The sequence below is a fragment of the Nocardioides ginkgobilobae genome (assembly GCF_054781275.1).
The window spans coordinates 1-13,333 of record NZ_BAAGUS010000032.1 but is presented as its reverse complement, the minus strand read 5'-3'; the positions used below and the strand labels follow the sequence as shown (position 1 = coordinate 13,333).

Genomic DNA, 13,333 nt, shown 5'->3' with positions numbered 1-13,333 from the left:
CACACCCGATGCCGGCAAAACGCATGCTCATCAACCCGAAGGCGACAATGAACCTATGAGCCAGACACCGGGTGCTCAGGATCCAACCAGCCGCTGATCGCGGCGAGCCTCACCCTGACACTGACCGCGAACCTAACGCCGCGCCCGGCGCCGCGGGAAACACGACTACTTCTGTCAAGATACGTCGGTGAGCGACACCCCCGCTGTGCCCCAGCACTGCCCCACCCCCCGCGAGCTCGACGACCTCGAGCTCCTCTCGACCGGCGCCCTCGCCCCCATCACCCGCTTCAACGTGATGGTCGAGCAGCGAGCGCCAGCGAGCGTCGTCGAGACCGCGTTACCTGACCGCGAACCTCTCATCAGCCTGACGCTCCCGACGGAGGTGTGGACCAAGGCCGAGCAGGCCGGCGCGGTGGAGCTCGTCGACCCCGAAGGCCTCCCCCTGGCCCGAGTGACCGTCCCGGGCGGCGAGGTCGAGCCCTTGACCCACGCCCAGTACGGACCCTTCCGCGACCTCTACCTCACCCCCGCCCAGGCCCGCGAGCAGTACGCCGGGCGCACCTGGGTCCCGGTCACCGACGCCCTGACGACCGCGCAGGCGGAGCAGGTCCGGGCCCTGGGCCCGGTCGTCCTGGTCCCGCTGGTCGGCTCCGGCACTCCCGACCTCTCGCCGGTCGCGCTCATCCGCGCGACCCGCCTCGTGGCCGCGACCCTCCCTGACGCGGCTGTCGTCGCGGTCCCGCTCGCTGCCCATGACGCGCCTGAGGCCGACCACGCCCTCGGCGTCCAGGTCCTGGCCACGTACGCCGGTGACGACCCGGTCGTCGCGCTGGCCGACGACCCCGACGGCGATTACGCCCCGGAGGCCGCTGACGTGGTGGCCGCCGACCGCCCGGCGCCGGACGAGCGGGGCCTGGTGCTCTTCTTCACCGGACTGTCCGGCAGCGGCAAGTCCACCCTGGCCCGAGCCCTGATGGACAAGATCCTCGAGCAGGGCAGCCGCACCATCACCAGCCTCGACGGCGACGTCGTGCGCCGGAACCTCTCGGCCGGGCTCACCTTCTCCAAGGCCGACCGCGAGACCAACATCCGCCGCATCGGCTGGGTGGCCGCCGAGATCTCCCGCCACGGTGGGTTGGCTGTGGTCAGCCCGATCGCCCCGTTCGACGAGACCCGCCAGCAGGTCCGCGCGATGGTCGACCAGGCCGGAGGCGCCTTCTTCCTCGTCCACGTCGCCACCCCGCTGGAGGAGTGCGAGCGCCGCGACCGCAAGGGGCTCTACGCCAAGGCCCGCCGCGGCGAGATCCCCGAGTTCACCGGGATCTCCAGCCCCTACGAGGTGCCCACCGACGCCGACGTCGTCGTCGACACCACCGGCCGCACCATCCCCGACGCCCTCGAGGACGTCATCCAGGCCCTGAAGCAGTCCGGATACCTCGACCTCACGGGTGACCCGGCGGGGGAGGGAACGGACGCCGGTGGGGCCGAGCCGGCGGTTGAGGAGGCGCGCCAGCGCCGTCTCGAAACGGCAACCCAGCTCGGGCGCACCCTCGAGTCGGTGACCCTGAGTGAGGTCTCCGGTGGTCGAGAAGCCTCGCCGGCGGTTGAGGAGGCGCGCCAGCGCCGTCTCGAAACCCCGGCGTCGGACGCCCCCCTCCACGTCCTCTTCGTCTGCACCGCCAACATCTGCCGCAGCCCTTTCATGGAGGTCACGGCCCGCCACCTGGCCGGCCCGGACGCGCAGATCGAGTTCCGCTCGGCCGGCACCCACGGCTGGACCGACCACCCGATGAACCCCGACATGGTTGTCACCCTTGAGCCCCGCGGCATCACCGGACACGAGGAGTTCCGCTCCCGCCCGCTGGCCAAGGACGAGCTGGACTGGGCCGACGTGGTGCTCACCGCGGAGGCCGACCACCGCCAGTTCATCCTCGATGACCACCCGGCGCTCTTCCGCAAGGTCTTCACCCTGGGCCAGTTCGTGGAGTCGGTGAGCGGCCACGACGACCTCCACGGGCGCGAGCTGCTCGAGGCCGTGGGCGCCCAGCGCAGCGCCGCCTCGCCCGACCTCGACGTGGCCGACCCCTACCGCCGTGGTGCGGAGGCATCCGAGGCCGCCGCCGCGCACATCGAGCAGCTCCTCCGCGCGGCCCTGGCCGCCCTCACCGGCAAGGACCCCGCCTGATGGACCTCCTCACCCTCACCGCGCTCTCGATCGTCGTCGCCGGCTTCGTCGTCGGCGTGGTCGTCGGCCTCACCGGCATGGGCGGCGGCGCGCTCATGACCCCGGCGCTGATCTTCCTCGGCGTCGGCGGCGGATCGGCAGCCACCATCGTGGCCGCCGACCTCACGGCCGCCGCCGTCTACAAGACCGGCGGCGCGGTGGTCCACGCCAAGGAGGGCTCACCCAACCTCAAGCTCGCGATGTGGCTGATCATCGGCTCGGTCCCGATGGCTTTCGCCGGCCCGTACGCCGTCAAGGCGTTCACCACCGACGCCGACGAGCTCGACCGGGTGCTCAAGCTGAGCATCGGCTTCGCGCTGCTCTTCGCCGCCGCGACCTACGCGGCACGGCTCTACATCAACCTGCGCCGCGTCCGCTCCGGCGGCGACCCGGGTGACCCTGACCCGCCGGTCCGCCCGATCCCGACCCTGCTGGTCGGCATGCTCGGCGGCTTGCTGGTCGGCATCACCAGCGTCGGTTCCGGCTCGGTCATCATGATCGCGCTGCTGATGCTCTACCCCGGCCTCTCGGCGGTGAAGCTGGTCGGCACCGACCTCGTGCAGGCCGTCCCGCTGGTGCTGGCGGCCGCGATCGCCAACATCGCCATCCACGGCCTGGACTGGGAGATCACGCTTCCGCTCATCGCCGGTTCGGTGCCCGGGACCCTCATCGGCGCCCGGATCGCCCCCCGGGTCCCGCAGTCCTACATCCGCCGAGGCATCGTGGTCGTGCTGACCATGTCCGGTGTTGCGCTGCTCGACAAGGCCGGCTGGGCCCCGCTGGGCCGCGATGAGACCTACCCCGTGTTGATCGGCCTGGTCGGTCTTGCCGTCCTGCTCCTGCTGCCGATCGTCTGGGGCTTCCTCCGAAAGGAGCAGGGCCTGCCCTTCATGGGGGCGCCGACCGTCAGCGAGCTCGACACCTGGAACTACGCCGGTCCGAAACGGGTCAAGAAGAGTGACCTGCAGGACTCGCAGACGAAGGAGTGACCGGGCATTATCTGCCGCGGACACTGATGGCCGGGAGGTCGGCGTGAGCAAGCCCAGAGTGCTGGTGATCGGGCTCAACTACACCCCCGAGCGCACCGGCATTGCCCCCTACACCGCCGGCATGGCGGTCGGCCTGTCCGAGGACTTCGACGTCGAGGTCCTGACCGTCCACCCGCACTACCCGGAGTGGAGCGTGGCCGAGGGCTACGGGGGCTGGCGCCGGCGAGAGGTGATCGACGGCGTCCGCGTCCATCGCGTGAAGCACTACGTCCCGCACGACCCCACCGGCGTGACCCGCATCCTCAGTGAGACGACGTACGCCGGTAGGGCCCTTGCCCCGGGCGTCCGGCGACCCGATGTCATCGTCGCCGTCAGCCCGGCGCTGGCCCCGGTCGCGTCGGCGCTGGCGCTCGGACGTCGGTGGCGGGTGCCGGTGGGCGTGGTGGTCCAGGACCTGTACAGCAAGGCGCTGTCCGAGCTCGAGCTGCTGGGTGGCCGCATCGATCGCCCGGCGCACCGGTTCGAGCAGGCGCTGCTCCGCCGTTGCGATGGTGTCGTCTCCATCCACCAGGCCATGGCGGACGTGATGGTGCGTGACTACGACGTCCCACGGGAGCGGATCGAGGTCATCCCCAACTGGACGCACGTCTCGCCGCCGTCCGGCGACCGGGAGGTACGCCGCAAGGAGCTGGGCTGGGACGACGACGTCCTCACGATCGTGCACGCGGGCAACATGGGCGCCAAGCAGGGCCTGGAGCACCTGATCCCCGTGGGCCGGATGATCGACTATCGCTCCCTCCCCGTGCGGATCGTGCTGATCGGCAACGGCGGCAACCGAGATGCCCTCGAGAGCGCGGCCTCGGACATCGAGTCGCTGCAGTTCATGGACGCGCTGCCGGGCGAGTCCTTCATGGAGACGCTCGCTGCCGCTGACGCGCTCCTGCTCCACGAGAAGCCCGGGCTGAAGGAGATGTGTGTCCCGTCGAAGCTCACGTCCTACTTCGCTGCGTCCCGCCCTGTCCTCGCGGTGACTTCCCCGGAGAGTGCGGCTGCCCATGAGGTACGGCAGAGCAGAGCAGGCTTCGTGGTCCGCTCGGGCGACGCAGAGGCTCTCTTGCAGGGACTGCACCAGATGGCGGAGGCCGCGCGAGATGACTGTGGCGCCAGGGGGCTGGAGTACGCCAAGCGGACACTGGATGAGCGTGCTGCGCTCCTCAGCTACAACCGCTGGGTCAACGGCCTGCTCGAGACCAGGAGATGACTTCCTCGTAGAACGTTCTCACCCGAGCCTTGTTGGCCTCGGCATTGTGCTCCTCCGGGAGGCGGCTGAGGCGCACGGGCTCTCGTCGGCGTCGCTCGAGTGCTGGTGCCATGTCGCGCAGGCTTGACGACCAGGCGGCTGAATCGTCAGCGCTGATGAGTCGGGAGCGCGGGTCATGGCGCAGCAGTTCGCGAACCGATGGGATGTCCGTCGCAAGAATGGAGGCTCCTGAGACAAGTGCCTCAAGCAGCGAGTTCGGTGTCCCATCACTCAACGACGGGGAGACGACCAAGTCGGCTTGGCGCAGGATGGCCAAGTACGAAGGGGAGTCGAGTTCCGGGTAGACCTTCAACCGATCCGACCCCACGCGCTGCGCCAGCGCTTCCGTGGCCGGGTCGCCAGCTAGCCCGACGCCGTGGAATTCGAACCGGGGGTCGCTCGCGAATGCTGTGATCATGCCAAGGAAGAGCTCGTGTCGTATGTACTGTCGCCGCCCTCGCGGATAGACGATCTTCAGAGGTCCAGATCGCTCGATCTCGAACACACGGTCGCTGCGCACTCCGAAGTTGCCCGCGGCATGGAGAGTCGGTCGATCTGCTGACCAGCCATACTCCCTGGCTCGTTGCAGATCGACCTTCGCATCGACGTGCAGACCGGCTGCCCTGGGAAGACTCCTCTTGACCCAGCGTGCCAACAGAGGGTCTCGACCCGCCTGTCGTGAGAAGTCCTGTCCCCAGCATGAGAGCGCGACGGGGGTCTGGCTGCTCGCTTGAAGGGCGATAAGCCCTTCGTAGGGGACTCGCAACGCATGGACGACATCGGGCTCGTAACGGTCGATCTGCCTCCTGAGGAGCTGCATCTGGGCGGGCAGACGCAGGGGAGTAATGCTGGTCTCAAGTATCTGCACGAGATCCCGGCCGTCAGTGGTCATGCTGGGGTCTCCAGACGGGACTTCGCCGGCGGGGACGAAGGTCGAGCGCACCTTCCGATTCAGCTTTCGCCTCACCAGAGCCGCGCGAGCCGCCGCGACCGGATCGCGGGCGAAGGGGACGTCGGAATCGACGATCTGGGAGCTGACTGGCAGGACGTCGATGTCTGCGGAGCGAAGGCCCTCCAGCCAGGCGAGCGCGTGGTTGGTTCGTAGGTCCGCATACAGCAGGACGCGGGGGCTGGTCATCGAAAAGACTCAGGTGGCCCTGACGAACAAGCCATCGGCTTGCAGGAGCCGACCGTCCGGAGCCGCGATGCCCGGCTCTAGGGAGAACAACTCGAACCCGCGCTTTTCCAGGTGGGTCTTGAGCGGGTCGAAGAGCACCTGCCCCTCGTACAAGGCTACGAAGGACATCTCCACCTGAACGGCAGCGAAGAAGGCAAGCTGCGTGCCTGCACCTTCGAGGACGGGCATCTCGTACCCCTGCGTATCGATCTTGAGGAGCGTGGAGGCAGGGTCAATGGCAAGCTCGCCCAACAGGTCAGCGACAGTAGTCGTCTGCACAACGATCCGGTCGACGTAGGCACTGTCAGGAGCGGCGTCCAGGTGGGCTTGCGCCATGGGAAGCACAGACGAGCTGAAGGAGTTGCCCGCCACATTGAGCTCGAGCGGCCCCGCCTCTTGGCCCACCGCCAGGTTGTGGCATTGCCACGATGGGTCGGTTCTGCTGACCGACGCAAGGGCGGCATACGCGTCGGGGAGAGGTTCGAAGCTGTGGATCGTCCCGGGGAAGCCGGCCGCCCGAACGATGCGGGCGAACTGGCCCATGTTGGCCCCGACGTCGAGGACAGTTGTGATCCCTCTCGCCGACAGGGTCCGGGACAGGCGTGCTGACGCCGGGTCCCGTCCGATGTCCAGGTTGGCTCGCAGGAGCGCTTTGCGGGCGGCGAGCTTGAGAGCCTCTCGGGTCTTGACACGGGTCTCCAACGTGGGCCTCCTGAGGCGAGTGGTTCCAAGGCGACCCTAGTGCCACTGTGAGGCAGCGAAGGAGGGCTCGGCCAATCGAGCGGGTCAATCGCGGCCGTAGATGTCACGGGTGTACGTCCGGTCCTCGACATCATCGAGCTCCTCGGCCCGTCGGTTGGCCACGATGAGGTCGCTGCGCTTCTTGAACTCCTCCAGGTCACGGACGACCTCTGAGCCGAAGAAGAGGTCGTCCTCCACCGTCGGCTCGTAGATCACGACCTCGACGCCCTTGGCCTTGATCCGCTTCATCACTCCCTGAATCGAGGACATCCGGAAGTTATCCGAGCCCTCCTTCATCACCAGCCGATAGATGCCGACCGTGCTTGGGCGGCGTCGGAGGATGTCGTCGGCGATGAAGTCCTTGCGCGTGGTGTTGGCGGCGACGATCGCGCTGATGAGGTTCTGCGGGACGTCCTGGTAGTTGGCCTGCAACTGGCGGGTGTCCTTGGGCAGGCAGTACCCGCCGTACCCGAAGCTGGGATTGTTGTAGTGCGACCCGATCCGGGGGTCGAGCCCCACGCCTTCAATGATCTGGGCCGTGGAGAGGCCGTGGCGGGCAGCGTAGGTGTCGAGCTCGTTGAAGTAAGCCACCCGCAGCGCCAGGTAGGTGTTGGAGAAGAGCTTGATGGCCTCGGCCTCGGCGGAGTCGGTGAGCAGAACCGGGATGTTGCTGTCCAACGCTCCTTCAACCATGAGATCGGCGAACCGCTTGCCGTCTTCGCCGCGGTCGCCCACGACGATCCGCGAGGGGTGGAGGTTGTCGTGCAGTGCACGACCCTCACGCAGGAACTCCGGGCTAAAAATGATGTGCGCTCCGAGATGTTGCCCGCGCATCCGGGCGGTAAAGCCGACCGGGATCGTGGACTTGATGACGATGACGGCGGTCGGGTTGAGCTCGCGCACTTCAGTGATCACCGACTCCACCGAGGAGGTGTCGAAGTGGTTGGTCTCTGGGTCGTAGTCGGTGGGAGTGGCGATGACGACGAACTTCGCTCCGGAGTACGCCGCAGCAGCATCCGTCGTCGCGGTCAGGTCGAGGGTCCTGGTCGCGAGGTAGTCCTCTAACTCCGCATCGACCAAGGGGCAGGCCCGTTGGTTGACAAGCTCCGCACGCGCGGGGTCCACGTCCACTGCCCACACCTGGTGGCGCTGAGCCAGGATCACGGCGTTGGACAAGCCCACATACCCGAGGCCGGCGACTGCGATCTTCACCCGTGCACTCTAGAGCGGAGTCGCGGCTGAGCGCGCTATCAGCCATGAGCTGTCACCAAGCGGCAACCTCGCTGACATCAGGCTCCGCGAGACTGGCTGAGTGCCACTGCTCACTCACCTAGCGGTGCGCGGACGTGACACAGCGTCACCCGTGACTACGATGAGGCCTGCTTCCCACAGGAGAGGTCCTATTCGCATGCCCGACACCCACGTCGACTACCGGCTGAGTCAGCTCGACCAGCTGGAGGCGGAGTCGATCCACATCTTCCGCGAGGTCGCGGCCGAGTTCGAGAAGCCGGTGCTGATGTTCAGCGGCGGCAAGGACTCGATCGTCATGCTCCGCTTGGCGGAGAAGGCCTTCTACCCGGCGAAGATCCCCTTCCCGATCCTGCAGGTCGACACCGGCCTGGACTTCCCCGAGGTGATGGAGACCCGTGACAACTGGGTCAACCGCCTCGGCGTCCAGCTCGTGGTCGCCAGCATCGACGACGCCATCGCCAAGGGCGTGGTGGTCGAGGACGGCAAGACCTCGCGCAACCGAATGCAGATCGGCACCCTGCTGAACGCCATCGAGGAGAACGGGTTCACTGCCGCCTTCGGTGGCGGTCGCCGTGACGAGGAGAAGGCCCGCGCCAAGGAGCGCGTCTACTCCCACCGCGACGAGTTCGGCCAGTGGGACCCGAAGAACCAGCGCCCCGAGCTGTGGAGTCTCTACAACGGCCGGATCCACGAGGGCGAGCACATGCGGATCTTCCCGATCTCGAACTGGACCGAGCTCGACGTGTGGTCGTACATCGCTCGCGAGGGCATCGAGATCCCCAACATCTACTTCGCCCACCAGCGCCGGGTCTTCGAGCGCGGCGGGATGCTGATGACCGAGACCCCGCTGAACCCGTGCAGGGACGGCGAGGTTGCGGAGGAGCGCACCGTCCGCTTCCGCACCTGCGGCGACATCACCCTCACCGGCTGTGTGGAGTCCACGGCCAGCACGGTTGAGGAGATCATCGAGGAGATCGCCATCGCCCGCGTCACCGAGCGTGGCGCCACCCGCGGGGACGACAAGTTCTCCGAGGCCGCCATGGAAGACCGCAAGAAGGAGGGCTACTTCTGATGGCCGCCAATCCCGCCGACGTCGTCGAGAACGTCACGCAGAACATGGACCTGCTCCGCTTCGCCACGGCCGGCTCCGTGGACGACGGCAAGTCAACCCTTATCGGGCGCTTGCTGCTTGACTCCAAATCGATCTTCGAGGACCAGCTCGAGGCCGTCGAGGCGACCTCGAAGGGCAAGGGCTACGACTACACCGACCTCGCGCTGCTGACCGACGGCCTGCGCTCAGAGCGTGAGCAGGGCATCACCATCGACGTGGCCTACCGCTACTTCGCGACGCCGAACCGCAAGTTCATCATTGCTGACACCCCTGGCCACGTGCAGTACACCCGCAACATGGTCACCGGCGCCTCCACCGCCGACCTCGGGCTCGTTCTCGTTGACGCTCGCCAGGGCCTCACCGAGCAGTCTCGCCGGCACGCGGTGATCCTGTCGCTGCTGCGGGTGCCGCACCTGGTGCTGGCGATCAACAAGATGGACCTCGTCGACTTCGACCAGAAGACTTACGAGAAGATCCACGACGAGTTCACCCAGTTCGCCACGAAGCTTGCGATCCCCGACCTCGAGGTCATCCCGATCTCGGCGCTGCAGGGCGACAACGTGGTCAACCGCTCCGAGAACATGCCGTGGTACTCCGGTCCTACGCTCATGCACCACCTCGAGCACGTCCACGTCGCCTCCGACCGCGACCTCATCGACGCTCGCTTCCCCGTGCAGTACGTCGTGCGCCCGAAGTCGGACGAGTTCCACGATTACCGCGGGTACGCCGGGCAGGTGGCCGGTGGCGTCCTGAAGCCGGGTGACGAGGTCGTGGTCCTGCCGTCGGGCATGACCTCGACGATCTCCAAGATCGATCTCTTCGACAAGGAGATTGCCGAGGCGTTCCCGCCCATGTCAGTGACGGTCAGCCTTACCGACGACGTGGACGTCTCTCGTGGTGACATGATCGCGCGGGTCAAGAATGCCCCGCTACCCAGTCAGGACATCGACGCAATGGTGTGCTGGATGACTACCACCCCGCTCAGGCCTAGACAGAAGCTGGCCATCAAGCACACCACCCGAACGGCGCGCGCCCTGGTTAAGGACATTCAGTACCGCCTCGACGTCAACACGCTTCACCGCGACCAGGAGACCAAGGAACTCGGCGTCAACGAGATCGGTCGCGTCCAGCTACGCACCACTGTGCCGTTGCTTTGTGACCCGTACACCAAGAATCGCTCAACTGGCTCCTTCATTCTGATTGATGAAGCATCGGGCGTGACTGTGGGCGCCGGGATGATCCTTTAGCAGGCGTGTTGAAATGGGCTGTCCCGCGCGCAGAAGGCGACTAACAGAGATGCCTGAGCGCCCGCAGTCGGAGCCCACGTGATCAAAGGACGCTGGTCCACCTTCAGCAATTCCCAAAAGAACTTGCTTGCCTACTACGCAAACTTCGGGGTAGTTGCGGCGCTAGGTCTTATAGCGAACCCGATTCTTCTGGGCTATTTGGGGTCAAACATTTTTGGCGCTTGGAAGTCACTCCAACGCTTCTTCGACTTCGCCAGCGTTGCCGACGGTCGCGCCACTCAGGCCACGAAGTGGATCATCGCATCCCATCACGGACAGCAGAATGAGCTTGGAAAGCGTCAAGCCTTCGGCGCCGGACTTATCGTATGGGCGTGCTGGCTGCCGCTGACGGCCCTCGTCGCTGCAGCCCTGATCGCTCTCGTTCCACGGCTTGCCAGCTTCGCCGACCTACCGAGTGGAGATCTGCGACTAGCCACCGTTATCCTCGCCTTCTATTCGATACTGGCTGGCTTGCTTCTGCTTCCCGATAGCTTCTTTGTCGGGGTTAATCTCGGGTACGTCTCGACCTTCGTTATCACCGCCGCCGCTCTCGTACAAACCGCCGCTATGTGCGCCCTAGCGGCCCTGGGACTCAACCTTACGGGCCAAAGCGCGTCTGTCCTGGGAGCAGCCGTACTCACTGCCCTCGCGACTATTCTGCTTGCACGCCAACGAATTCAAGGCTGGGGACTTTCCCGCCCTCCACGCAGCGTTCTCAAGCGGAGCTTCTCCTTCGGTGGCTGGATTCTGGGTTGGAGTCTGACTGACAAGCTGCTCCTATCTGTCGAACTGCTGGTCTTCGCAGTTATCTTCGGACCGTCTGCCGTGAGCTCACTGGTTGTTTCCAGTTTTGCTTTCTCGTTTGTGGTCTCGATATCACTCGTCACTGCTAGCGCCTTTACGCCCAGTATCGCTTCCTTATGGCCCCGCGCCGCCACTGAAGCAAGAATCCTTGCCGACCGCACTAGGCGTCGGGTGTACATAGTAAGCGGTGGCTTGATGCTGGTTGTTGCGGGCATCAACGAGACCTTCATATCGCTCTGGGTTGGGGACCAATTCTTCTTGGGAGGATGGGAAACGGGCGTACTTGCCATCGGCCTATTGGCCGCCACCCTGATTCGCTGCGAGAGTCAGCTCATCGATACCACTACGAACGGGAGAAAGAAGTTTCTGGTTGCGGGGCCCGCGGCAATCGGTCTGGGCGTTGTCGGTGTGTGGGTGGCCTGGTCCGGCATGGGGATGCTAGGCACCCTAGCAGTGCTGGCGGCAGGAAAAGTTTTGATTTGGTTCATGATGATCCAACTGAGGTACTCGCAATATAGTTTGCCCAGGCAAGAGAGGCGCCTTGGGGTCGCGGTAATAGCAGTCGTCAGCTCGACTGCACTCCTATTGGTCCAAGTCACATGGGAAATCCAAGTCGGCGTATCGCTCTTGATTCTCGCCACGACAGTTTTCGCTCTTAATCCGCGCGGGAAGGCAAAATCGGCACGAGGTGAAGTGAGGTGAGCAATCAGAGAGGATCTTACAGCCCACTGAGCGTGGCTTCCGTGTTCTGTGCCGCACCTCTTCTGACTTCAAACGGCCCTCCTTCCCGGATACTGATCGCGATCGCATCTACTTTCGCGATGGCGCTCGTGGTGCAAGCGGTTCGTGTTCCGCTCTCAACCCCAGGTGCAATCCCGAGTCTTCTTCACGCCCGACCGCTGTTTCACATGTTCTCGTTCGCTCTATTTTTTGCCCCCTATGTCCCATTCGTGGTGACTGGCGAACAGCAATTGCTGCGCAGCGAATATTTCGTAAATGCCCACGGGGCGCGAGCCAACGGCGCTGTCGGCCTGTGCATCCTAGGAATCGGGCTGTTTGACTTAGGCTGGCAGCGAGGCACAATGAATCGAAACTTAGCCCATCGGAAACTGTCACCTGCGGGTCTCGACTTCCGACAAATCCGCAATTTTCTAATCTTATTGACTTCTGGCCTTGAAGCCGTCTACCTCACGGCCGGGTTCCGCGCCGAGGGACAAGGTCGATACACAGGAACTGCGAGCGGAGGGGTGATAGCCGAAGGCCTTGCCACAGTCATCACAACCCTGGCGATGGCAACGATTGCCGTCGTATTGGCAGCGCGCCGACGAGAAGTGCCATTGGGAATTCTCGGAGTCGTCGGAATCTTGGCGTCCTCGGCGTGGGCACTCTTGAGCCTCAATTACGGCGACAGGAACACGTTTCTCCTCGTGGCGCTCTCCGCACTTGTCACGCTCTCCCTTACGACCCTCTACATAGGGCGGTCCTTACTGGCGCTCCTTATGCTGATTGGATTCATCATCTACCAGATTGTGGAGAATAGTCGCAGTATCGATGGAGGGACACTGTCGCAGATCGTTGGCTCGGGAGCTCAAGCTTTCACAGATCGCGAGTCGAGCTTCAACATCTCCGCGGTATCGGTGCGGGCCGCACTCGCACTATCTGAAGAAACTGGAAACCCTCAGCTAGGTACATATAAACTTGTAGGGGTGTTGGGAATATTCCCATTCATTCGCGGCTACTTGTTTGCTACCACTGACGGCCCCCTTACCTCGGCAGATGCGCTGACGAGTTACCTCCTCCCCCCGTCTGCCGGATGGAGCGTAGGCAGCAATGTTATTGCGGACATCTATCTGGATCTGGGTCTACTGGGACTCATCATCTGCATGTTGCTATTGGGCTGGGTAGTTGGCCGGTGGACCGCGTGGTGGTCGGAGAATCCCATGGACCCCTACCGCCTGTTGATGTACAGTCCAATGGTGGCCCTTGTCGCCGAACTTCCTAGATACTCGCTTGACTTTCCAGTTCGACCCCTGTTCTGGCTGGCGCTTCTAGTCGCAATTGTTCGCGTTGCGGGACTGGTCTCACTCTCTTCGGAGCGCGGGCAAGCCAAGAGAAGAGTGAACTAAGCATGCAGCCTCGTGTCATGTTTGTACTTCCGGAAATGAGTGATGGTGGGGCGCAACGTCAACTAGGACTGTTGACCAAGGCGTTGATGGCCACGGATCTGCCCCTGAGGCTGGTAACTTTTCGCGCTGGCGATCGTGATGACTGGTTAGTGACGGGAGTTGACCGTGTTGATTTGGGCATCCGGTCGAACTTTAGTGGCTCTTCACAGTTGAGGGTGTAGCGGACGACGCGGCCGGGGTCGGCGCGTCGGTGCCGGGATAGAGGTCGAGGTCTTTCGAAGATGGCGGTTCCTACGCCAGCCACCCGAAAGACCTCGACGTGCA

10 protein-coding genes are annotated in these 13,333 nt (G+C 64.6%); 7 read left to right on the top strand and 3 right to left on the bottom strand.

Going from position 1 to position 13,333, the window contains the following annotated elements:
- The first annotated feature begins 187 nt into the window (after window positions 1-187).
- From cysC to ACYVID_RS17790, 3 genes are read left to right on the top strand one after another with little or no spacing between them, the layout of a single operon-like run.
- Window positions 188-2,185 (top strand): adenylyl-sulfate kinase, encoded by a 1,998-nt coding sequence (gene cysC, locus ACYVID_RS17800; RefSeq protein WP_460739373.1) that lies wholly within the window; start codon window positions 188-190, stop codon window positions 2,183-2,185.
- On the top strand, window positions 2,185-3,213 hold the full coding sequence (locus ACYVID_RS17795; protein WP_460739371.1) for a sulfite exporter TauE/SafE family protein: 1,029 nt from the start codon (window positions 2,185-2,187) through the stop codon (window positions 3,211-3,213). Before cysC ends, ACYVID_RS17795 begins: the two co-directional genes overlap by 1 nt.
- 43 nt (window positions 3,214-3,256) lie before the next feature.
- Window positions 3,257-4,474, top strand: a complete 1,218-nt coding sequence (locus ACYVID_RS17790; RefSeq protein WP_460739369.1) for a glycosyltransferase — start codon at window positions 3,257-3,259, stop codon at window positions 4,472-4,474.
- On the opposite strand, the gene ACYVID_RS17785 is transcribed toward ACYVID_RS17790, so the two are convergent.
- The 3 genes from ACYVID_RS17785 to ACYVID_RS17775 all read right to left on the bottom strand — a co-directional run bounded on the left by ACYVID_RS17785 (window position 4,446) and on the right by ACYVID_RS17775 (window position 7,643).
- On the bottom strand, window positions 4,446-5,651 hold the full coding sequence (locus ACYVID_RS17785) for a glycosyltransferase (protein ID WP_460739367.1): 1,206 nt from the start codon (window positions 5,649-5,651) through the stop codon (window positions 4,446-4,448). The two genes, ACYVID_RS17790 and ACYVID_RS17785, sit on opposite strands and share 29 nt — an antisense overlap.
- 9 nt (window positions 5,652-5,660) lie before the next feature.
- The gene (locus tag ACYVID_RS17780; RefSeq protein WP_460739365.1) at window positions 5,661-6,392 is read right to left on the bottom strand and encodes an FkbM family methyltransferase; all 732 of its coding nucleotides are present in this window, start codon (window positions 6,390-6,392) and stop codon (window positions 5,661-5,663) included.
- A gap of 84 nt (window positions 6,393-6,476) precedes the next feature.
- On the bottom strand, window positions 6,477-7,643 hold the full coding sequence (locus tag ACYVID_RS17775; RefSeq protein ID WP_460739363.1) for a nucleotide sugar dehydrogenase: 1,167 nt from the start codon (window positions 7,641-7,643) through the stop codon (window positions 6,477-6,479).
- 196 nt (window positions 7,644-7,839) lie between these two features.
- Between ACYVID_RS17775 and cysD the strand changes: the two genes are divergently transcribed.
- The 4 genes from cysD (at window position 7,840) to wzy (ending at window position 13,009) form a co-directional block, all read left to right on the top strand.
- Complete coding sequence (gene cysD / locus ACYVID_RS17770; RefSeq protein ID WP_460739361.1) at window positions 7,840-8,754, top strand: sulfate adenylyltransferase subunit CysD; 915 nt, start codon at window positions 7,840-7,842, stop codon at window positions 8,752-8,754.
- Window positions 8,754-10,040 (top strand): sulfate adenylyltransferase subunit CysN, encoded by a 1,287-nt coding sequence (gene cysN, locus ACYVID_RS17765; RefSeq protein ID WP_460739359.1) that lies wholly within the window; start codon window positions 8,754-8,756, stop codon window positions 10,038-10,040. The genes cysD and cysN overlap by 1 nt, the downstream gene beginning before the upstream one ends.
- A gap of 78 nt (window positions 10,041-10,118) precedes the next feature.
- On the top strand, window positions 10,119-11,585 hold the full coding sequence (locus ACYVID_RS17760; protein ID WP_460739357.1) for a polysaccharide biosynthesis protein: 1,467 nt from the start codon (window positions 10,119-10,121) through the stop codon (window positions 11,583-11,585).
- 119 nt (window positions 11,586-11,704) lie between these two features.
- Window positions 11,705-13,009, top strand: a complete 1,305-nt coding sequence (wzy, locus tag ACYVID_RS17755) for an O-antigen polysaccharide polymerase Wzy (RefSeq protein WP_460739355.1) — start codon at window positions 11,705-11,707, stop codon at window positions 13,007-13,009.
- The last annotated feature ends 324 nt before the right edge of the window (window positions 13,010-13,333 follow it).